Consider the following 20,750-nt stretch of genomic DNA (forward strand, 5'->3'; position numbering starts at 1 on the left):
TAGGACGAGATCGTTCCTAACTTTCCGGCATGCTGGCGGCATGCTGGAAACGTCGGCCCGCCTGCTGGAACTGCTGACCCTGCTGCAGACCCGCCCCGACTGGACGGGGCCCGAGTTGGCGGCGCGGCTCGGCGTCACCGGCCGTACGGTTCGCCGCGATATCGATCGGCTGCGCGAACTCGGCTACCCGGTGCACGCCACCCGGGGCGCCGCGGGGTACCGCCTCGGTGCGAGAGCCGCGCTGCCGCCGCTGTTGCTCGACGACGAGGAAGCGGTCGCGGTGGCGGTCGGGTTGCGCGGCGCCTCCGGCGGCGCCGCGACCGGGCTCGAAGAGGCGTCGTTGCGCGCGCTGACCAAGCTGGAGCAGGTGTTGCCGTCCCGCTTGCGGCATCGGGTGCGCACCCTGCGCGGCGCCACCTTGCGGGTCGGCGCGCCGGTGCCGCAGGTTCGTCCGGACACGCTCATGGCCATCGCCGAGACGTGCCAACGCCACGAACGACTGCGGTTCGACTATCGCGCGCACGGCGGCGCGCTCGGCCCGCGCACGGTGGAGCCGCACACCCTCGTGCACTTCAGCAGGCACTGGTACCTGGTCGGGTGGGACGTGGATCGCGCCGACTGGCGCACCTTCCGGGTGGACCGGATCACCCCCCGGATCCCGACCGGACCACGCTTCACACCCCGTGAGCCGCCGGAAGGCGATGTCGCGGCATATCTTTCGATGCGGCTGTCGGCGCGCGCCTGGCCAGAGCAGGCGACGGTGCTGTTGCACCGTTCGGCCGACGACGCCGCCGACCGGGTGTGGCCCGGGATGGGCGTCCTGGAAGCGGTCGACGAGCACAGCTGCCGCCTGCACGTCGGCAGCGACTCGCCCGAGCAGCTGGTGTGGATGATCACGTCGGTCGACCTGGACTTCACCTTGCTCACGGGTCCGCCGGAACTCGTCGACGCCCTCCGCGCCCAAGCCGTCCGCTGCGAGCGAGCCGTGCGTGCCTTCCCCGCGCCGTGAACGTCGGCTAGCAGCGTCAGGACGCCGGCCAGCGATCGGACTTGCATCGAGTGCTACCGCTCCGGACGATCGACGTAGGAATTCCTGGGCGTCCATGCCGTGACGGCAGTGGCGTACATGGTGTTCTCGATCGCGGCGAGGGTGGCGGGATCTTCGCCGCCGAGCGGCGCAGCGGCGCTGACAGGCAGATCGGATTGGAGCCGACCACACCGCCCGCGCGCGAGCGTCCGCATCGCCATAGGCGCGATGCGCATGCCAGAACTCGGAGGCAGCCGCGCATTGCCGGGCACGTAGTCGAACCCGAACGCGGTCAGCAAGCATCAGAAGAACGTGTGCAGCAGATCCACCACCCGCGGTGTCGGGGCGTCGGCGTCATCGATCACCGGGATCAGCCGCCATTTGTCGAAGGCGGTGCACGGATGGGAGAGACCGAGCCGTACGACCGAGCCGAGGGGCAACTCGGCGTCGTCCGGCAACCGAAGGAAAGCGTGCTGGTCGTTGAGCGCGGAGACCGTCGCGTCCGGGGCCGGCGCACCGCCGTGCGGTCCCGCGACGCGCTGCGGAATCGGAAGTCCCTCGTCGAACGGCAGATCGCGTTTGCCGGCATCCAGCAACACGAGCCCGGGCTCCGGGCGCGAGAGGGCACGGGCCCAACCGTGCATCGCCGAGCGCAGCGGCCGCGCGCACTCGGGATCCGCCAGCGGCGACATGCTCGCGTAGAAGCCGTCGTCGTGGATGACATACGCGCCCGAGCGCAGCACGACGGTCGTCGCGACACCCTGCCTGCCCTGTTCGTCGGACAACGGGGCGAGGTATTCCAGCGCCAGTTCCGGATAGGCGCTGCCGCCCGCGGTGACGACGGCCGGACCGCGGTATCGCCCCGCCGCCAGCAGTTCCCGGTGCAGGCGGGCGAGTTCGCCGAGGTAATCGCGCACCGCGCGGACACCGGCTGCCGTGCGGTCGTGGGCGAGCGCTCCTTCGTAACCGCCGACCCCGGCGAGCGTCAGCCGCGCCGCCGCGTCGATAGCCGCCGCCACGGCATGCGCCTGTTCCACCGTGCGTGCGCCGGTTCTGCCGTGCGCGCCGCCGAGTTCCACCAGGACCCTGATCGGCTTCGCGTCCGGGGCGCTGCGCAGATGCGCGTCCATCAGAGCGACCGTTTCGACGCTGTCGGCCCAGCAGAGGAACTCGAACGACGGGTCACGCGCCGATTCCGCCGCCACCCAGCGCAATCCGACCGGATCGACCAGCGCGTTGGCCAGCAACACCCGCGCGACGCCGAAGGACCGCGCCACCTGCGTCTGCCAGATGGTCGCCAGGGTGATGCCCCACGAGCCCGCGGCCAGCTGCTCGGCCCACACCTGCGGCGCCATCGTGGTCTTGCCGTGCGGCGCCAGCCGCACCCCGGCCGCGCGCACCCAGTCGGCCATGACCGCGATGTTCGCCGACAGGGCCGCGCGGTCCACCGTGAGCACCGGCGTCTCCAGCTCGTCGAGCGCCGGTGCGGCACCGCGGAATTCCCGCACGGTCCGCCCCCAGAACGCGGGTGACATGCCCTTGTGTTCGGGACCGATGCGGCGGTCCGCGAGCGCCGCCACCGCTGCTTCGTCGATCGACACGACCTTCCTTCCTCCCGGCCCGGGGCCGTTCGAAGGCTAACCCGAGTTACGCAGGGCGGTGGCCAATCCGTTCATGGTCAGCAGGATGCCGCGCTTCACCAGTTCGGAGTCGTCCCCGGCGCGCAGGCGGCGCAGCAGCTCCACCTGCATCTGGTTCAGCGGCTCCAGGTAGGGGAAACGGTTGTGGATGGACTCGGCCAGCGACGGATTGTCCGCGAGCAGATGGTCGTTTCCGGTGATCGCGGCATGCATGCGCACGGTCCGGGCGTGCTCGTCGCGGATCATGCCGAAGATCTGCTCGCGCAACGCCACGTCGTCCACCAATTCGGCGTAGCGGGCGGCGATGTCCAGATCGCTCTTGGCCATCACCTGCGCCAGGTTGGACAGCACCGTGCGGAAGAAGGGCCACCGCCGGTAGAGATCCGCCAGGGTGGCCAGGCGCTCCGGGTCACCGCCGATCCACTCCTCGAGCGCGGTTCCGGTGCCGTACCAGCCCGGCAGCATCACCCGCGCCTGGCTCCACGACATCACCCATGGGATGGCGCGCAGGTCCGCGACCGTATTCGTCGGCTTGCGCGAGGCGGGCCTGCTGCCGATGTTCAGGTCGCCCACCTCGGCGACCGGCGTGGACTGCCGGAAATACTCGACGAAACCGGGTGTCTCGTGCACCAGCCGCGCGTACGCGGCGCGGGCACGGGCGGCCAGGTCGTCCATGATGCCGTAGGACGGCTCGGCGTCGGCGCCGAGCCCCTCCACGTCCAGCAAGGTCGACTCCAGGGTGCCCGCGATCAGCGACTCCAGATTGCGGTGCGCGGTACCGGGTTCGGCGTATTTCGCGGCGATCACCTCACCCTGCTCGGTCAGCCGCAACGAGCCGCGCACCGCGCCCGCCGGTTGGGCGAGGATCGCGTCGTAGCTGCGGCCGCCGCCGCGGCCGACCGTGCCGCCGCGGCCGTGGAACAGCCGCAGCCGGATTCCGGTCTTGCGAGCGACCTCGACCAGATCCAATTCGGCCCGGTACAGCGCCCAGTTCGCCGCCAGATACCCGCCGTCCTTGTTGGAGTCGGAATAGCCGAGCATCACCTCTTGGCGCATGCCCTGCGCGGCCACCAGATCGTGATAGACACCCACCTCCAGCGCCGCGGACAACGTGGCCGCCCCGGCGCCCAGATCCTCGATGGTCTCGAACAGCGGGACGATGCCCACCGGGCAGCTCGGCGGCCCGTCCGGCTCCCCGGGGTCGAGCAGTCCGCCTTCCTTCAAGAGCAGGGCGGCTTCGAGCAGATCGCTGACCGACGTGCACATGCTGATGATGTAGGTCGGCACCGCCGCCGCGCCGAGCGTGTCCACCACCTCGCGCGCGGCGCGGACGATGTCGAGTTCCTTGACGGCCAGTTCGCTCAGTCGTGCGTGCGGGCCGAGCAACGGGCGGCGGGTCCGCAGCTCGGCCGCGAGCAGCTCCACCCGGCGTGACTCCGGCAGGCTCGCGTAGTCGGGATGCACGCCTGCCCAAGCCAGCAGTTCGGCGACGACCTGCTCGTGCACCTCGGAGTTCTGCCGCATGTCCAGACTCTGCAAGTGGAAGCCGAAGGTCTCCAGGGCGTGGCGCAGCGCGGCCAGCCGATCGTCGGCGAGCAAGCCGTCGCCGCTGCGCCGCAGTGAGGCGTCGATCGCGTCCAGGTCGTCCAGCACCGCCTGCGGAGTCGGGTAGGGGCGCGCCCCGGCGTCCAGTCCGTTCGGCGGAACCTCGCCGAGCGCGGCCAGCGCGGTGGCGGTCAACCGGGCCCGGACATGGTGCAGCGCACGGCGATACGGTTCGTCGGCGTGCGCGGCCGGATCGGGATATCCGGTCTCGGCGAGCGCGGCGACCTCGGGCGTCACAGCGACCAGCCGAGCCGACAGCGAGAGCGTCTTCTCCAGTTCCACCAGCTCGCGCAGGTAACGCTCGAACGCGACGCCCGCCGCGCGGTAGGCGGCCTGACGCACCACCTCGGCGGTGACGTAGGGATTTCCGTCGCGGTCGCCGCCGATCCACGAGCCGGGACGCAGCATCGGGCGCGGCAGCAACTCCACGCCCGGCCAGCGCGAGCGCAGCGCCGCGCGCACCTCGGCGTTGATCGCCGGAATCACGTCGAACAGGGTGAGGTCGTAGTAGCGCAGACCCACCGAGATCTCGTCCTGGATCCGCAAGCGCGCCAGGCGGATCAGCGCGGTCCGCCACAGGCTCAGCACCTGGCGGCGGATCCGCAGTTCCAGGTCGGCCCGTTCGCGCTCGTTCTCGGCATAGCGCTGACGCAGGCGCATCAACTCGGTGATCCGGGCCTGCGCGTCGAAGACGGTGCGCCGGCGCGTCTCCGTCGGGTGCGCGGTGATCACCGGCGACACCAGTGCGTCGGCCAGCAGATCGGCGACCCGCGTCCCGTCCAGCGCCGCCGCGTCCAGCTTGCGGTAGGTGGCCGCCAGCGACGAGTCCTGCGGCGGTTCGCCCGCCGCCTCGTGGGCGGCGCGGCGGCGATCGCGTTGGATGTCCTCGGCCAGATTGGCCAGCAGCACGAAGTAGCTGAACGCGCGGATGAGCGGCAGGGCCACCGCGATGTCCACACGGTCCAGCATCTCCGCGACGGCGCTGCGCTCGACCTCCTCGCGGCGCACCCGGAACGCTTCGATCCGCACCCGCTCGATGAGGTCGAAGACCTCCGGTCCCTCGTGGTCGCGAATGGTGTCACCGAGCACGCCGCCGAGAAATCGGATGTCGTCGCGCAGCGGCCGGATGGCGTCCTGTTCGGTCTCGCTCATCGATTCGCCCATGATCAGACAGTATTGCCCGCCGGGCCGCCGGGGTATGCGACGCGGCCCACACCGGCCGCGATCGGCTCAGCCGGGAAGCTGGGAGAAGCGCAGGTGATTGCCCCACGGGTCGCGGAAGCCGCAGTCGCGCACGCCGTACGGCTGGGAGATCGGCTCCTGCGTCACCTCGACACCGGCGTCGCGCAGCCGGGCGAAGGTGGCGTCCACGGCGTCGGTGGTGAAGATCAGCGTGCCCTGCGCGCCGTTGGCCAGCCGCGCCCGCGCCGCCGCACCGGCCGCCTCGTCCGGCACCATCTCCGGGGTTTCCAGGATGAACTCGATGCCCGGCTGCTTCGCCGGGCCGACGGTCAGCCAGCGCCCACCGGCGAACGGCAGGTCGGCCCGCACCTCGAGGCCGATCACGTCGCGGTAGAACTCCAGTGCCTTGTCCTGGTCGGCGACCAGGACGCCGATGTGGGTGAGGGCGAGATCCGCGCCGTTGCTCATGCTGCTGCTCCTTCTGTTCGTCAGGGTCGGGCAACAGTACAGACGACGCACGCGCGGCGAATTCATCGGCGGCCCGGGGCACTGTCGCAGTCGCCGATCGACCCGATTTCAGCCCGCGTCTCGGGCGGTGAGGTGATCCGCACGGTGCGACAGGACCTGTTCGAGCAGCGACACCAGCACCTGCTTCACCGAATCACGTCGCCTTGCATCGCATTCCAGCACCGGGATCCACGTCTCGAGCTCGAGTGCCTCACGGACCTCGTCGAGATCGAAGCGAGTGCCGCCGTCGAAGCGGTTGACCGCCACGACGAAGGGCGTGCCGCGCGCCTCGAAGTAGTCCAGCACCGGATAGCAGTCGTCGACGCGACTGGTGTCCACCACGATCACCGCGCCGAGCGCGCCGTCTACCAGGTCGTCCCACAGGAAGACGAAACGGTCCTGTCCCGGCGTGCCGAACAGGTACAGCAGCAGTGCGCTGTCCAGGGTGATGCGCCCGAAGTCGAGCGCGACGGTGGTCTGCGTCTTGTCCGCCCCGTGCCCCGCGTCGTCCACGCCGACCGCCACCTCGGTCATCGCCGCCTCGGTCACCAGGGGCTCGATTTCCGATATGGCCCCGATGAACGTCGTCTTCCCGACGCCGAATCCGCCGCTGACCACGATTTTCACCGAGGACGGCATGGTCGGCGCGCGTGTGTCAGAGTGCCCGGACAAGGTCCCTGATCCTCTCGATGGCGGCGGCGGTGAGCTGATCGGCGGCGCGCACGGTCACGTGTCCGGTGGCGGCCAGATCGCTAACGACGACCTTGGCGACCCCGATCGGGACGCCGAGCGCGGTGCCGATCTCGGCGATGGAATGCGGCCGCTGGCACAACCGCACGAGGGTGCGCTGCTCGAAGCGCAGCGGTGCGGACAGCGCGGCGGGCTCGGCCCGCACCAGCGTCTCGACGCGCAGTCCGCCCAACAGCGGTGTGGTGCGTCCGGCGGTGACCACGAAGGGACGCACGAATCGGTCGTCGCCCCGAGCCGGTTCGTATCTCATCGCCGCAGCGACTCACGCAGCTCGGCGATGAGCGCGGGATCCAGCAGCGCACCCGCGCGGTCGGCGAGCACCGCCATCTCGTAGCCGACCAGTCCGACATCGCAGCCGCTGTCGGCGATCACGCCGAGACAGCTGCCGCCGCCCATGGCGGACACCAGCAGGAATCCGCGTTTCATCTCGATCATGATCAGCTTCAAGCCGTCGAAGGAATAACTGCGCGAAGCGCTTCTGGAGAGCCCGACCAGCCCGGACACCATGGCGGCGAGCCGGTCGGCGGAGGCGCGGTCCAAGCCGTCGGACATGGCGATGAGCAGCCCGTCGGAGGAGACCGCGACCGCCTCTCGCACACCGTCCGTGTCTCGGACGAAGTTGGCCAGCAGCCAGTCGAACGTGTGCTGGTCGGCGCTCGGTATGGGGGTGGTCACCGGATCTCCTCTGCCATGGTCGCTGCGGATCGGAATTCGTTCGCCGCGCCGCCCGCGCGGAAGCGGTCGTCGCATTCGGCGGCGCGCCGTGCGGGCGCGCCACGCTGATGTCCTGACCGGAAGGCCGACAGCATGCCGCGGATCTGCTCGGGTGAGCGCTCGACCGCGGGGGTCGGCTCCGGCCGGGGTACCGGGTCGGGACGAACGCCGGTGGTGGCGGCGCGGGCCTTCTTGTTACGTTTGACCAGGCCGTTCGCGGTGTGTCGCACGGATGCTTCGTCCGCCTCGGATCCCGCTGCCGCGCGGGGTGCTTCGGCGGCGCCGACGCTCGCCGCCGGCTCGGATCGTGCGGAACCGAACTGGGTGCCGTCCGACGACCCTGCCGGAACCGTTGTGTGAACTCGGGCAGTCGCGGTCATGCGCGACATCGGCGAACTCGAATCGCTGTGCCTGGCGGAGCGGGGCGCGGGCGCACGCGGGTCGCCGCGCTGTTCCTGCTCCGCCTCGAGCATCCCCGGCGGCAGCGTCAGGCGCGCCACGATGCCGCTCACCGGCGAGACGCTCAGTTCGACCCTGATGCCGAGCCGCTCGGCGAGCCTGCCGACCACGTAGTGACCGAGATTGCGGGTCGGCGCGACGACGAAATCCTGCTCGCCGCGCAGTCGCGCGTTGGCCTGGGCCAAGTGGCCCGGGGGCATGCCGACACCGTGGTCGACCACCGCCAGCAGATATCCGTTCGGTCCGGCACGGCCGTAGATCTCCACCTCGAGATCCGGCGGGGAGAACGCCAGCCCGTTCTCGATCAGCTCGGCGAGCATGTGGGCCAGCTCGCTCGCCGCGGCACCCGCGACCAGGGCATCGTCCATCCGGCGCAGCACCACCCTGCGGTAGTCGTCGACCTCGGACAAACCGGCGCGGATCACGTCGCTGAGCGGAATCGGTTCCGCCCAGCTGCGCGGACTGGCCTCGCCGACCAGCACGAGCAGGCTCTCGGCGTTGCGGCGCATCCTGGTGGCGAGATGGTCGAGTTCGAACAGATTCGACAGCGCCTTGGGATCGAGCTCTTCGCGCTCGAATTCGCTGATCAGGCCGAGCTGGCGGCGCACGAGGTTCTGACTGCGGCGGGCGAGGCTGACCATCGACTCGGTGGTGTTGCGGCGCACCAGCGCCTGCTCCGACGCGAGGTCGAACGCGGTGGATTGCACCCGATCCAGCGCTCGGGCCACGGCGGCGATCTCGACGCCCGCGCCCGGCGGCGCTCGCACCGGGGCGGGCGGGTCCGGCGGCCGGGTGTCATCGCCGGTGCGCCAGGCGGAAATCACCTCGGGCAGCCGTCTGCTCGACACGTCGTCGGCGTCCGCGGCCAGCGTGGCCAGCGGCCGCACGATCGCGCGCACCGCGGCGACGACCAGCGCCACCTCCAGCGCGATCGCCGCCAGCGCGGCGAGCACGAACGCGCCGAGGATCAGAGCGGCGTTGCGGCGCAGCGCCTCCGCCCGCTGCCGGACGTCGTCGCCGACCGCCTGCTGCACGGTGCGCTGCTCGTCGATGACCGCGGTCATCCGCGCCCACCAGGTGATCGGATCGACCGGTCGTGCCAGCGGTCCGGCGCTGGAGGCGATCGCGATGTTCTCCGACTCGGCGGCCGCGACCGCGTCCGCGCCGTCCAGCACGGCGTCCAGGCGCGCCTGTTGGGCCGAGGTCGCGTCGCGGGCGAACGCGGCCAGACCGGCCAGCTTGGCCGCCCGGATGTCGAGGAACTGCGCGTACTCGCCCGGCCCGAAGGCATCCGAGGCGAAGACGCCGTTCAGGAAGCCGCGTTCGCGGGCCGTCTGCTCCTTCGCCTCACCCAGCGCGTGCAGCGCTTGCAGCCCGTGCCGGATCGCCGGGTCGGCGGCCTGGTCGAGGCCGAGGGACAAGCGGTTCAGCCCATCGATGGCGTCGGTGTAGAACTGGAACGCCGCCTGCCGGGATGTGCGCCGCTCATCGATCCCCGAGCGGGTCAGGTCCAAGTCGGTGAGCGGCCGAGCGGCCGCCCGCACCCGCTCCGCGCCGGGCGGACCGTCCGCCGAAGCCTGCCGCAACGTGCGCAGGGCGCGGTCGACCGCGCCGCGCTGGTCGTCGACCGGCTGCCGCAAGCGCTGGTCACCGCCGAGCAAGCCATTGGTCAGGCCGCGCTCGCGCTGCGTCTCGTGCACGAGATCCGCCACCGCCAGCGCCAGCGACACCGCGGCCACCGTGTCCCGGCTCTTGCGGTACGCGTCTACCTCACGCGCGACCATCCCGCCGAGAAGGGCGAGCACCAGAACGAGCGAGACGACGAGGATGCGAGCCAGCTGCCCGCGGATGGTCCGCGGACGCACGATTCCACTGCCCGGTACGCGGCGTGCACCGTCGGGAGCGCGGAGCGGGACAACTGTTGTGCCCCCGGAATTCTCCGGTCGTCCAGGTGACCGCACCACCCTCTGCTCCTCCGATCAGCCGCCGCGCCTGCTCCACAGCGAGCACACGGAAATCAAGGGCAAACTGTCACAGGGCCACCGCGCCGTCAACGCGAGAATCAGACAAATCAGACAGTGTGCGGACTTCTAAACACACTGGCAACGAAGAGTTACGAGCACGACAAACCGACACCCGTGCGCACGCGAGCGGACGCCGAACCCGTTGGCTCGTATCCACCTTCGCCCGCCGCGAACCTTCGGGCGACTCCGATAGAACGGGCGCGCGGCGAATTCGTCGGCGGCGAGACCCGAGTTTCCGGCCGCCGCCGAAGCACTCCGCTCAGCCCGCGTTTCTGGCGACGAGGTGATCCGCCCGGTGCGCCAGCACCTGTTCGAGCAGTGCGACCAAAACGTCTTTCACCGAATCCCGTCGCTTCGCATCGCATTCCAGGACGGGGATCCAGTCCGCGAGTGCGAGCGCCGCACGCACCTCGCCGAGGTCGGCGTGGGCGCCGCCGCGGGCGTGGTTGACCGCGACCACGAAGGGCGTGCCGTGTCGCGCGCAATAGTCCAGCACGGGATGGCAGTCGTGGACGCGGCCGGTGTCCACCATGATGACCGCGCCGAGCGCGCCGTCGGCCAAATCGTCCCAGAGCCAGGCGAGATCACCCGCCCCCGGCGCGCCGAACAGGTACAGCAGTAGGGAGCTGTCCAGGTCGATCCGCCCCACGTCGACGGGGACGGTGGTCGGCTTCCAGTCCGCCCGGCGCTCCGGATCGTCCAGGACGACGATCGGCTCGGCCGTCTCCGCCTGGGTCACCAGCGGGCCGATCTCGGAGGCGGCCCCGACGAACGTCGTCTTCCCGGCGCCGAGTCCGCCGCTCACCACGATCTTCACCGAGGACGGCATGGTCTGCTTTCGCGTGTCGCAGTGCCAGGACAATGGCGCTGATCCTCTCGATGGCAACGGCGACGCGCACATCACGTGTCGGGCGGCCCGGTCGCGGACGACGGCTTGCCGACCCCGATCGAGACTTCCAGCGCGGTACCGATTTCGGCGATGGAAATGCGACCGCCGGCACAGCCGCACGAGAAACGTGGTACCCGTCCTCGCCCGCCGCGAAACCTCGCGGTGCGACTCTGATACAGTCCGGCGCGACACACCGGAGGGCAAGAGGGCTGGATGGCGCACCGAATCACGTTGGTTCCCTTGGCAATAGCACTTGTGCTCGGAGCGGCCGCGTGCGGCGACGAGTCCGGCGGGGCACCGGCGACCACCACCACGCAGGCCGCGAGCACCGCCACCCAGCTGTTCGATCCCTGCACCGGCATCCCCGACTCCGCGCTGACGAGCGCGGGCCTCGATCCGGCGAGCAAGCAGGTCGGCGTCGGCGGGGTCGAGCAGCCCGGCTGGGAGATCTGCGGCTGGAAGGGCGCCGACTTCACCCTCGGCGTGTTCTCCAACGGCATGTCCGTGGCCGAGTTCGAACGCAAACCGGGCAATGTCGATTTCCGGGACGTCACGATCGGCGGGCGCACCGGACGGCAGTTCCGCGTCGACGACGCCGCCAAGGACCAGATGTGCGACGTGCTCTTCCCCGCTCGCCAGGGCCTGCTGCAACTGACGCTGGTCAACAAGACCGCCGAGCAGAACCCCTGCGAACGCCTCGCGACCGTCGGCGAAGCGATCGTCCCCACCCTGCCGAGATGACCGGTATGCGACCTCAGCCACCGAGGATGTCGAGCACCTTGTCGGAGGTGTAGAAGGGGGCGAGGCGCTCACGGATCAACCCGGCAAGCACTCCCTCCCGCTTCGCGCCCTCGATGACCGCCGGTCCGTACCGGAGGATCTCCTGCATGATGTCGTCACCGGTGAGGCCGAGTTCGGGCAGCATGGCCGCCAAGGTGTAATCCCCGTACTTGGTGAAGAACACCTCCACACACTCGTCCAGGAGCAGGCCGAAGTATTCCTTCTCGCGGGTGGTGACGGCGATCTCGTAGCACAGCAGCACCAGCTCGTTGAGGTCCTTCCGGCTGAGGTATTCGCGCAGGCCGCTGACCGGTTCGTCGGCGTGCAGATCCCAGAACTCCATCGCGGCGGCGTGCACCGGCGCGTCGCGCAGCATCTCGCGAATGGCGTTGTTGGTGCGCTTGAGCGCGAACAGCGCGCCTTTGCCCGCCAGATCGCCGACGAACGTGCTGTCGGCGGCGACCTTCTTGGCGCGATTGGCCGCCGACTGGCCCAGCGACATCAGCGAGGAGACGCCGGGGATCTTCTCGGCGCGCTCCCGGTTGGCCTGCATGAAGTCGTTGATCAGCTTGTCCACGAACTTCGACGCGACGGTGGCCACCAGCGGGCTCTCGGTGAGCCGGTCCAGAATGCGCTCCTGCGCCTGGTGCATGCCGAAGATCTTCTCCAGCAGTGCCTCGACCGGCTCGCGATCGACCACCTCGCCGAGGGTGTACTCGTCGTTGGCGGCGATGTGGTCGTAGATGGAGTCGGCGAATACGCCGACCATGTCGGCGAACACCGGACTGCCGCCGATCAGCTCGACGACGGTGCGGACGGTCTGCTTGGCCTGCTCGATCTCCACGACGTCCCGGAAAACGAGCGTGTCGGCGACTCCGAGCACGGCCTCGGTATCGCGCGCGATCACCTCGGCGAAACGTTCGCCGGTCACCTCCGCGAGCAGGAATTCCACCTGGGCGTCCAGTAACCGTTCGGCGATCTCACGCGGCTCGCTCATCGCATTCCACCCATCACTGTTGTCCGGCGCGCCCGGCCCGGCTCACGGCTGGTGCGGGTCGATGTCGTTGCCGTGCAACGATTTCCGGATCCGATCCAGGCGCTCACGCGCGGCCTTCTCGCGTGCCTGCCATTGTTCGTCCACGCTGCGGCCCGCTGGAGTCTGCCGGTCGAGTTCGCCCATCCCCTGCGCGGTGCCGTAGCGCTGCTCGACCTTATCGCGAACTGACTCGAAAGTAGGAACACCGGAAGCCGAATATCCGCCGCTCGCGGGGTCTCCGGCGATACCCGGCGGCGGTACCGGTACCGCCGGTACCGCAGAACTGCCGCCTACCTGGCCGGATACGTCCGGAGCTCGCCGAGCGGACGCACCGGCATCAGCGGAGGTGGTAGGAGTCACATCCTCGGCGGCCCGCGCATCACCAGCCTCCGACAATCCGGTCAGCGCCGCGTGGACCGCCGCGAAACCGGGACGCCCCGCCGTGGCGACCAGCAGGACCCCGGCCAGCTCCGCGTCGGACAGCCCCGCCAACCGGCTCACGATTTCGCTGTTGTCGCTCATACCGCCAGGCTACGCAGGCGCACCGCCCGCCGTTCACGACCGCACGAGCGCACCCGCCCACGCACGCACCAGGTCGTACCAGGCCGAGCCGCCGACGACGATCAGATCGTTGTGCCCGGCCCCGGGGAAGACGACGAGCCGTTTCGGCTCCGGCGCGGCGGCGTAGAGCCGGTGCGCGTGCCGCAGCGGCAGCAGTTCGTCCTGGTCGCCGTGCATGATCAGCACCGGGGCGCGCAGCGCGCGGATGCGGCGTTCGTTCGGGTAGGCGTTCGGCACCAGCGGGGCGGGCAGGAACGGATACACCGACCGAGCCGCATCGCGCAGGCCGCTGAAGGTGGACATCAGCATCACCCCGGCGGGCGGATGATGCTGCGCCAGCTCGAGCACGACCCCGCCGCCGAGGGATTTGCCCAGGTACAGCACCCGGTTCGGATCGACGCCCGGCTGGGCGAGCAACGCCCGTCGCGCGGCGTGCGCGTCCAGGTAGGTGCCGTGCTCGGTCGGTCTGCCGGTGCTGCGCCCGTATCCGCGGTAATCGAAGGCCAGCACGTCGAATCCGGCCTCGGTGAGCAACGCGAAGATCGGCACCCGGTCACCGAGATTGCCCGCGTTGCCGTGCGCGAACAGGATGTGCCCGACCGAATGCGCGGCGGGCATCCACCACGCGTGCAGCGTTTCCCCGTCCGGGGTGCGCAGGGACAGGTCGGTGTACGCCATGCCGAGCAGCGCCGGGGTCTGCAGCAGCGTCCGTTCCGGCAGATACGTCAGCGCGTTGAGGATCGGACGGGCTGGATGTCGCATGCCCACGTTCTTACTCCTGGGGAGCAGAGACCGGGTCCGGCGGGTGCTGGGACACCGGCGGGTCACCGCGCTTCGATCTCATGACCGAGGCGACGGCGACACCGGAAGATCGGCTCGAAGCGGCGGCCGACCGTCGAGCCTCACGGGCGACGCTTTCGACCGGCGGCGACGATTCATGCCCGGGCCTGGCCGGATGCGTTCGGCATCGGCGAACGCGGGCGCGTTCGCCGCCGCACGCCGCTCGTCGCCTCGGCCGGGCGACCCAGCCGCGACCGGCGGACACCCGCGCCAACTAGACCGTCCGACAACGAGCGCCGGAAGACGGCGGGCGGGTAACAACGAGGCCGTACGCGCTCAGCCGCACGGCCTCTGTCGCTACGAGAACTCGGTCTCAGCCACACAGCACCGCGACCACGGCGTCACCCGCGCAGCACCGCGACCACGGCGTCACCCGCGCAGCACCGCGCCCACGGCCTCACCCGCGCAGCACCGCGCCCACGGCCTCACCCGCGCAGCACCGCGCCCACGGCCTCACCCGCGCAGCACCGCGCCCACGGCGTCAGCCGCCGCCGCGACCGCCGCGTCGCGCGCCGCACTGGCCTCGTCCTCGGTGAGGGTCCGGTCGGCGGCGCGGAAACGCAGGGCATAGGTGAGCGACTTGCGTCCCTCGCCCGCCTGAGCGCCCTCGTACACGTCGAACAGTGCGATGTCCTCCAGCAGTTCGCCGCCGCCGGTGCGCAGCGCGGCCTGCACCGACGCCGCGGGAACCGTCTTCTCGACGCTCACCGAGACGTCCTGGAGCACCGCCGGGAACGGCGACACGGTCGGAACCGGCCGGGCCTCCCGCAGCGGCAACGCGTCCAGGTCGAGTTCGACGGCGCAGGTGCGCGGCGGCAGACCGGAACGTTCCAGCACGGCGGGGTGCAGTTCGCCCGCGTAGCCGACGACCGTGCCGTCCACCACCAGTTCGGCGCAGCGGCCGGGGTGCCAGGGCAGGTGTGCCGCCGCACGGCGCTCGATGGTCACCCCGGCCGCGTCCGCGACGGCGTCGGCGAGAGCGAACGCGTCGGCGGCCTCGACCGGACGGCCCGGTCCCCACGGCCCGCGCGGCTCGCGGCGGCCGGTCAGGACGGCGGCCACGTGCACCGGCTGTTCGGGCAGCGAGTCGAGCAGCTCGGCGATCTCCTCGTCGGTGGGGCGACGGTCCACCGGCAGCGGATCGATCGCCCTGGTCCTCGCTCCGGGCAGCACGACCTGCGCGATGCCGTAGATCGCCAGATCACGCGCGCCCCGCGAGATATTGCGGGCGGCCACCTCGAGCAGACCGGGCAGCAAGGTGGTGGCCAGCTCGGCGCGCTCCACGTCCAGCGGATTGAGCACCTTCGTGGTGGCGCGGCGCGGGTCGTCGGCATCCAGGCCCCAGGTGTCGAACACCCCGGCGGGCAGGAACACCGGCGGCGGGACCTCCACAGCGCCCGCGAACGCCAGCGCCCGGCTGACGGCGCGGCGACGACGCTGGGTGGCCGTGAGTCCCCGCCCGGCCGGTGCGGCGGGCAGCACGGACGGGATCTGCTCCAGACCCTCCAGCCGCAGCACCTCTTCCACCAGGTCGGCGGGCTGAGCGAGGTCCGGCCGCCAGCTCGGCGGGGTCACCACCAGCTGGCCGTGCCCGGCCTCGCTGACGCCGACCTCGACGGTGCAGCCGATCTGGGCCAAGCGGCGCGCCGAGGTCCCCGTCGGGTACGTAACGCCCGCGACGCGGTCGGCCAGGTCGATGTCGATCCGGATGGGCTCGGGCACCGGAAGCGGGGCCCGGACGTCGGTCAGCACGGGTTCGACGGTGCCGCCGGCGATCTCGGCCAGCAGCGTGGCCGCCCGGTCGAGCGCGGCGACGTTGATCTCCGGATCGACGACCCGCTCGTACCGCTTACCCGCCTCGGACACCAGCTTGTGCCTGCGCGCGGTGCGGTAGATCTGCAGCGGGTTCCAGGTGGCCGCCTCGAGCAGGATGTCGGCGCTGTCCGCGCCGACCTCGGTGCTCGCCCCGCCCATCACGCCGGCCAGCGAGATGACGCCGGAATCGTCGGCGATCACCACGTCCTCGGCGTCGAGCGTGCGCTCCACGTCGTCCAGGGTGCGCAACGTTTCGCCCGCGTGCGCGGCACGGACCACCAGCCCGCCCGCCACCCTGGCGGCGTCGAAGGCGTGCAGCGGCTGCCCCAGTTCGAGCATCACGTAGTTGGTGACGTCCACCGCGGGCGAGATCGGACGCACGCCCGACAACAGCAGCCTGCGCTGCAACCACCACGGGCTCACCGCGTTCGGGTCGATGCCGGTGACCCGGCGCGCCGCGAAACGGGTGCACTTCGAATCCGGCTCGACCCGGATCGACCAGGCTTCCCGCTCGTGGTCGGGCAGGGTCCGCACCGCCGGGTCGGCGTATTCGAGATCGAAACCGCAGGCCAATTCGCGGGCCAGGCCGCGCACCGAGAAGCAGTAGCCCCGGTCGGGCGTGATGTTCAGCTCGATGACCGTGTCGTCCAGGCCGAGCAGCGCGTTGGCGTCGGCGCCCGGCTCGGCGGTGCCCGGCTCCAGCACCAGGATGCCGGAATGGTCCTTGCCGATGCCGAGTTCGGCGACCGAGCAGATCATCCCGTTGGAGACGTGGCCGTAGGTCTTGCGCGAGGTGATCTCGAACCCGCCGGGCAGCACGCCGCCGGGCAGCACCACCACCACCAGGTCACCGACCTGGAAGTTCCGTGCGCCGCAGATGATCTCCTGCAGCTCGGGCTTGCCGATGTCCACCTTGCAGAAGCGGATCGGCTTCTTGAACTCGGTGAGTTCGGTGATCTCGGCGACCCGGCCGACCACCAGCGGCGGCTCCCCGCCCTCCGGGCCCGCGACCCGCCGGAGCTCGTCGACCTCTTCGACTTCAAGCCCGACCCGGACGAATCCCGCGTCGAGCTCCTCCGGCGTCACCGACCACTCCGGGTTGGTGCGCTGGATGATGTCGGTCAGCCAGGACTGCGCTACTCGCACTTGTCGTTTCGCTCTCTCGATCGAAGGGTGGGGTCAGGACCGGACGCCGAAGGGCAGCGTGAAACGCACGTCGCCCTCGACGATGTCGCGCATGTCCGGGATGCCGTTGCGGAACTGCAGCGTCCGCTCCAGGCCCATGCCGAACGCGAACCCGCTGTACACCTCGGGATCGATGCCGCTGGCGATCAGCACCTTCGGGTTCACCATGCCGCAGCCGCCCCATTCGACCCAGCCGGGACCGCCCTTCTTGTCCGGGAACCACACGTCGACCTCGGCGGAGGGCTCGGTGAACGGGAAGTAGTTGGGGCGCATGCGCGTCCGGGTCTCCGGGCCGAACAGCGCCCTGGCGAACGCGTCCAGCGTGCCGCGCAGATGCGCCATGGTCAGGCCCTTGTCCACCGCCAGGCCCTCGACCTGCGAGAACACCGGCGTGTGCGTGGCGTCCAGCTCGTCGGTGCGGAAGGTGCGGCCCGGGCAGACCACGTAGATCGGCAGTTCGCGTTCCAGCATCGAGCGCACCTGCACCGGAGAGGTGTGCGTACGCAGCACCTGGCGCGACCCCTCCGGGGCGATGTGGAAGGTGTCCTGCATGGTGCGGGCCGGATGGTCGGGCAGGAAGTTCAGCGCGTCGAAGTTGAAGTGCTCGGTCTCCACCTCGGGACCTTCGGCGACTTCCCAGCCCATCGCGACGAACACGTCGGCGACCTGCTCGGAGATGACGGTGATCGGGTGCCGGGCGCCCACGGCGGCGCGGCCGGCGGGCAGCGTCACGTCGATGGTCTCGGCGACCAGCACCGCGGCGTCGCGCTCGGCCAGCAACGTGGCACGGCGGGCCTCGAACGCCTCCGACACCCGGGCTCTGGCGACGTTGACGCGCTTGCCCGCGTCGGCCTTCTCCGACTTGGGCAGGCTGCCCAGCGCCCGCTGCGCCAGAGCCAGCGGCGCCTTGCCGCCGAGGTGCTCGGTTTTCGCGACCGCGAGCGCATCCAGGTCGGCGGCAGCGGCGAACGCCTTCTCGGCGGCCGCCGCGGCCGCGGCCAGTGCCTCCTCGGTCAGCGCTGCGTTCTGCTCGCCTGCGTCGATGTCGTCGGCCACGATGCTCCGTCTCTCCCCTTCGGTTCGCGGGCACAGCTGATCGCCTGCCCGCCCTGCTGCTGGTGAACGGCCTAGCGTTCACGGAACACTATTGCGTCGACTACACACTATTGGATCGGCCGCAGGCCCTTCACGTGGATTACCCTCGACACGGCGCAGGCCCCGGTGTTCGTCGCCGCACTGCCGTGGCGCACCGAGTGATGTGCCGGCTACTCCCGCAGGGTTTCCTCCGCACGATGAGCGGAACCGGCCGCCGCGCAGCGTACGACGCGCCGATGGTCATCCGCCCCGAGCCGCGGAGCGGGCACGTCATCGGGCCTACTGCGCATGGCGGTGACGCGCGCGGGACGACTGTGGCGCGGTCGCGGCGCGCAGGCAGACGACGAACCCTGTCCGCGCACAGCACGGACAGGGACGCACGGATCGGGCTCAGCTCGCCGCAGTGACCCGCCGCGGCAGCAGCAGCGAGGTCAGCGCCCCCGCCCCGACGATCGCCGCCCCCACCCAGACCGCGGGCACGAGACCGTCCACGAAGCTCTGCGGATCCAGGTAGGAGCCCGACGAGGCGAACACCGACGCCAGCACCGCGACACCCATCGCGACACCCACCTCCCGGATGGTGTTGTTGGTGCCCGAGGCCATCGCCTGGTCCTCCGGAGCCGCGCTGGCCATCACGATGGTCGACGCTGGCGCGAAGGTCAGCCCCATGCCCACGCCCGCCAGTACGAACGGTGCGACGTACGAGCCATAGCCGATGTCCACCGTGGTGATGGCGGCCATCCAGGCCAGCGCGACGGCCAGCAGCACCTGCCCGGTGGTGATCAAGGTGCGCGCGCCGATTCGGTCGACCAGCAGGCCCGCGATCGGCGCGACCACCATCGGCGCCATGGTCCACGGCATGGTGCGCACGCCCGATTCCAGCGGACTGTAGCCCTGCACCACCTGGAAGTACTGGGCGAGCAGGAAGATCGAGCCGAACACGCCGACCGAGAAGGCGAAGCCGACCACGTTGCTCACGCTGAAAGCCCGGGAGCGGAACAACCGCAGCGGCAGCATCGGCTCGGGCACGCGCAGTTCCCAGACGAGCAGGGCGGCCAGCAGCACGGCGCCGCCGATCAGCGCGGACAGCACGCTCGCCGAGGTCCAGCCGTCGTCGGCGCCGTGGATGACGCCCCACACGATCGCGAGCACGCCGCCCGCCGACAGCAGCAGGCCGACCGGATCGAGGCGGCGGCCACGGCCGTGCGATTCGGCGAGCACCCGCGCCGCGAACGGCAGGACGACCAACCCGATGGGCACGTTCAGCCAGAAGATCCACTGCCAGCTCAGCCCGTCGACCACCGCGCCGCCGATCAGCGGCCCGAGCGCGACACCGAGGCCGGCGATGCCGCCCCAGATGCCGATGGCCGCGTTGCGCATCCGCTCCGGGACGGCCGCCGACAGCAAGGTCAGCGACAGCGGCATCACCGCGGCCGCGCCGAATCCTTGCACCGCCCGCGCCGCGATGAGCAGGCCCGGCCCGGTCGCCAGCGCGCACGCCGCCGACGCCAGCGTGAACAGGGCGATGCCGAGCAGGAAGATCCGGCGCCTGCCGAGCCGGTCGCCGACGGCGGACGCGGTGAGCAGCAGCGAGGCGAACGACAGCGTGTAGGCGTTGACGAACCATTGCAGGTCGGCCAGCGAGGCGCCCAGCTCGGTGCGGATCACCGGCAGCGCGTTCGTCACGACCAGGTTGTCCAGCGTGACCATGAACATCGGGATGCCGACCGCGGCCAGCACGGCGGCGAGTCTGCGGCCGCCGATCGTGGCCGCGGGCGCGCCGACGGGCGGCGCGGTGGTGGGGAGAGTCTCGGTCATGTCCAGTCCTTGTTGTAATCGACTGATAACTTATCTGGAGAACGGTATGCATCGACTGATAACATGTCAAGCGAAAGTACGATTACCTGCGGAAACGGAGCATGATGGCGACCAGAACCAGGATGACGGCCTCCGAACGGGGCGAGCAGGTGCTGCGGGCAGCGGTGTCCGCGTTCGCTGAATCCGGTTACGCCGCTACCCGCACCGACGAGATCGCCCGGCGCTCCGGCGTGTCACAGCCGTACGTCATCCGGCTGTTCGGCACCAAGCAGAACCTGTTCCGTGCGGCCCTGCATCGCGTATGCGACCGGATCGAGGAAATCTTCCGCACCGCGCGGGCCGAGGCGGAGCCGGAGGCGGACCCCGAGGCGGCGATGGCCGCCCTCGGCAACGGCTACCACCACTTCCTCGCCGAACGAGAATTGCTCCAGGTGCTGCTGCACGGATTCGCCGCCAGCGCGGATCCGGAGATCGGCGACGAGGTCCGGAGCCGATTCGGCGACATCTACCACCTGATCCGGGACCTGACGGGCGCATCGGAAACCGAGGCGCGGCGCTTCCTCGCCACCGGAATGCTCCTCACCGTGATGAGCGCGATGCGGGTAGCGGGCCCGGACGCGGTGCCCGCCGCATGGGCGACGGAGATCATGGAAGACCTGATCGCCCGAGGCGACTGACGACCTCGGCCACGTCATGAGCGGCACAACCCGAAGGCGACGCCACTGAAGGCGAGCGGTCACCCCATAGGAGCGGCGCGAACAGGCAATGCCGCATACGCTGGAGAATCAACCCGCTGGCACCAGTAGTCACAGGAGTACCGGCG

At 70.6% G+C, this 20,750-nt stretch carries 18 protein-coding genes; 3 read left to right on the top strand and 15 right to left on the bottom strand.

Translation table 11 applies throughout. The annotated features are described in order from the left end of the window. The first annotated feature begins 40 nt into the window (after positions 1-40). Positions 41-1,009 (top strand): WYL domain-containing protein, encoded by a 969-nt coding sequence (locus ABZ552_RS24195; RefSeq protein ID WP_357439885.1) that lies wholly within the window; start codon positions 41-43, stop codon positions 1,007-1,009. A gap of 53 nt (positions 1,010-1,062) precedes the next feature. Here ABZ552_RS24195 and ABZ552_RS24200 read toward each other — a convergent pair whose 3' ends face one another. From ABZ552_RS24200 to ABZ552_RS24240, 9 genes are all read right to left on the bottom strand, one after another. Continuing rightward, positions 1,063-1,326 (bottom strand): hypothetical protein, encoded by a 264-nt coding sequence (locus ABZ552_RS24200; RefSeq protein ID WP_357439888.1) that lies wholly within the window; start codon positions 1,324-1,326, stop codon positions 1,063-1,065. 3 nt (positions 1,327-1,329) lie between these two features. Then, the gene (locus ABZ552_RS24205) at positions 1,330-2,628 is read right to left on the bottom strand and encodes an amino acid deaminase (protein WP_357439891.1); all 1,299 of its coding nucleotides are present in this window, start codon (positions 2,626-2,628) and stop codon (positions 1,330-1,332) included. Between the two features lie 36 nt (positions 2,629-2,664). After that, positions 2,665-5,424, bottom strand: coding sequence for a phosphoenolpyruvate carboxylase (gene ppc, locus ABZ552_RS24210; RefSeq protein WP_357440062.1), 2,760 nt, complete (start codon positions 5,422-5,424; stop codon positions 2,665-2,667). A 78-nt stretch (positions 5,425-5,502) separates the two neighbouring features. After that, positions 5,503-5,922, bottom strand: a complete 420-nt coding sequence (locus ABZ552_RS24215; protein ID WP_281874355.1) for a VOC family protein — start codon at positions 5,920-5,922, stop codon at positions 5,503-5,505. 108 nt (positions 5,923-6,030) lie between these two features. Beyond that, the gene (locus tag ABZ552_RS24220) at positions 6,031-6,600 is read right to left on the bottom strand and encodes an ATP/GTP-binding protein (RefSeq protein WP_281881049.1); all 570 of its coding nucleotides are present in this window, start codon (positions 6,598-6,600) and stop codon (positions 6,031-6,033) included. Between the two features lie 16 nt (positions 6,601-6,616). Further along, the gene (locus tag ABZ552_RS24225) at positions 6,617-6,961 is read right to left on the bottom strand and encodes a DUF742 domain-containing protein (protein WP_281874357.1); all 345 of its coding nucleotides are present in this window, start codon (positions 6,959-6,961) and stop codon (positions 6,617-6,619) included. Further along, positions 6,958-7,386 (bottom strand): roadblock/LC7 domain-containing protein, encoded by a 429-nt coding sequence (locus ABZ552_RS24230; RefSeq protein WP_281874359.1) that lies wholly within the window; start codon positions 7,384-7,386, stop codon positions 6,958-6,960. Before ABZ552_RS24230 ends, ABZ552_RS24225 begins: the two co-directional genes overlap by 4 nt. After that, entirely contained in the window at positions 7,383-9,749 is a 2,367-nt protein-coding gene (locus tag ABZ552_RS24235; RefSeq protein WP_281874360.1) for a nitrate- and nitrite sensing domain-containing protein, read from the bottom strand. The genes ABZ552_RS24230 and ABZ552_RS24235 overlap by 4 nt, the downstream gene beginning before the upstream one ends. Before the next feature lie 418 nt (positions 9,750-10,167). Beyond that, positions 10,168-10,770: an ATP/GTP-binding protein gene (locus ABZ552_RS24240; protein ID WP_281919083.1), complete on the bottom strand. Its 603-nt coding sequence runs from the start codon at positions 10,768-10,770 to the stop codon at positions 10,168-10,170. Between the two features lie 267 nt (positions 10,771-11,037). On the opposite strand from ABZ552_RS24240, the gene ABZ552_RS24245 reads away from it, so the two are divergent. Further along, the gene (locus tag ABZ552_RS24245; protein WP_357439897.1) at positions 11,038-11,538 is read left to right on the top strand and encodes a DUF3558 domain-containing protein; all 501 of its coding nucleotides are present in this window, start codon (positions 11,038-11,040) and stop codon (positions 11,536-11,538) included. A 13-nt stretch (positions 11,539-11,551) separates the two neighbouring features. On the opposite strand, the gene ABZ552_RS24250 is transcribed toward ABZ552_RS24245, so the two are convergent. From ABZ552_RS24250 to ABZ552_RS24275, 6 genes are all read right to left on the bottom strand, one after another. Continuing rightward, entirely contained in the window at positions 11,552-12,574 is a 1,023-nt protein-coding gene (locus ABZ552_RS24250) for a hypothetical protein (RefSeq protein WP_281874364.1), read from the bottom strand. A 42-nt stretch (positions 12,575-12,616) separates the two neighbouring features. Then, positions 12,617-13,135: a hypothetical protein gene (locus tag ABZ552_RS24255; protein ID WP_281874366.1), complete on the bottom strand. Its 519-nt coding sequence runs from the start codon at positions 13,133-13,135 to the stop codon at positions 12,617-12,619. Between the two features lie 33 nt (positions 13,136-13,168). Beyond that, positions 13,169-13,936: an alpha/beta hydrolase gene (locus ABZ552_RS24260; RefSeq protein WP_281874368.1), complete on the bottom strand. Its 768-nt coding sequence runs from the start codon at positions 13,934-13,936 to the stop codon at positions 13,169-13,171. Between the two features lie 531 nt (positions 13,937-14,467). Beyond that, positions 14,468-16,975: a phenylalanine--tRNA ligase subunit beta gene (gene pheT / locus ABZ552_RS24265; protein WP_357439902.1), complete on the bottom strand. Its 2,508-nt coding sequence runs from the start codon at positions 16,973-16,975 to the stop codon at positions 14,468-14,470. A 33-nt stretch (positions 16,976-17,008) separates the two neighbouring features. Continuing rightward, positions 17,009-18,070, bottom strand: coding sequence for a phenylalanine--tRNA ligase subunit alpha (gene pheS / locus ABZ552_RS24270; RefSeq protein WP_281874371.1), 1,062 nt, complete (start codon positions 18,068-18,070; stop codon positions 17,009-17,011). Between the two features lie 429 nt (positions 18,071-18,499). Next, positions 18,500-19,927 (bottom strand): DHA2 family efflux MFS transporter permease subunit, encoded by a 1,428-nt coding sequence (locus ABZ552_RS24275; protein ID WP_357439905.1) that lies wholly within the window; start codon positions 19,925-19,927, stop codon positions 18,500-18,502. A 101-nt stretch (positions 19,928-20,028) separates the two neighbouring features. On the opposite strand from ABZ552_RS24275, the gene ABZ552_RS24280 reads away from it, so the two are divergent. Continuing rightward, complete coding sequence (locus ABZ552_RS24280; protein ID WP_281874373.1) at positions 20,029-20,604, top strand: TetR/AcrR family transcriptional regulator; 576 nt, start codon at positions 20,029-20,031, stop codon at positions 20,602-20,604. Positions 20,605-20,750 lie beyond the last annotated feature (146 nt).

The organism is Nocardia sp. NPDC019219 (assembly GCF_040632645.1).
GTDB lineage: Bacteria > Actinomycetota > Actinomycetes > Mycobacteriales > Mycobacteriaceae > Nocardia > Nocardia sputorum.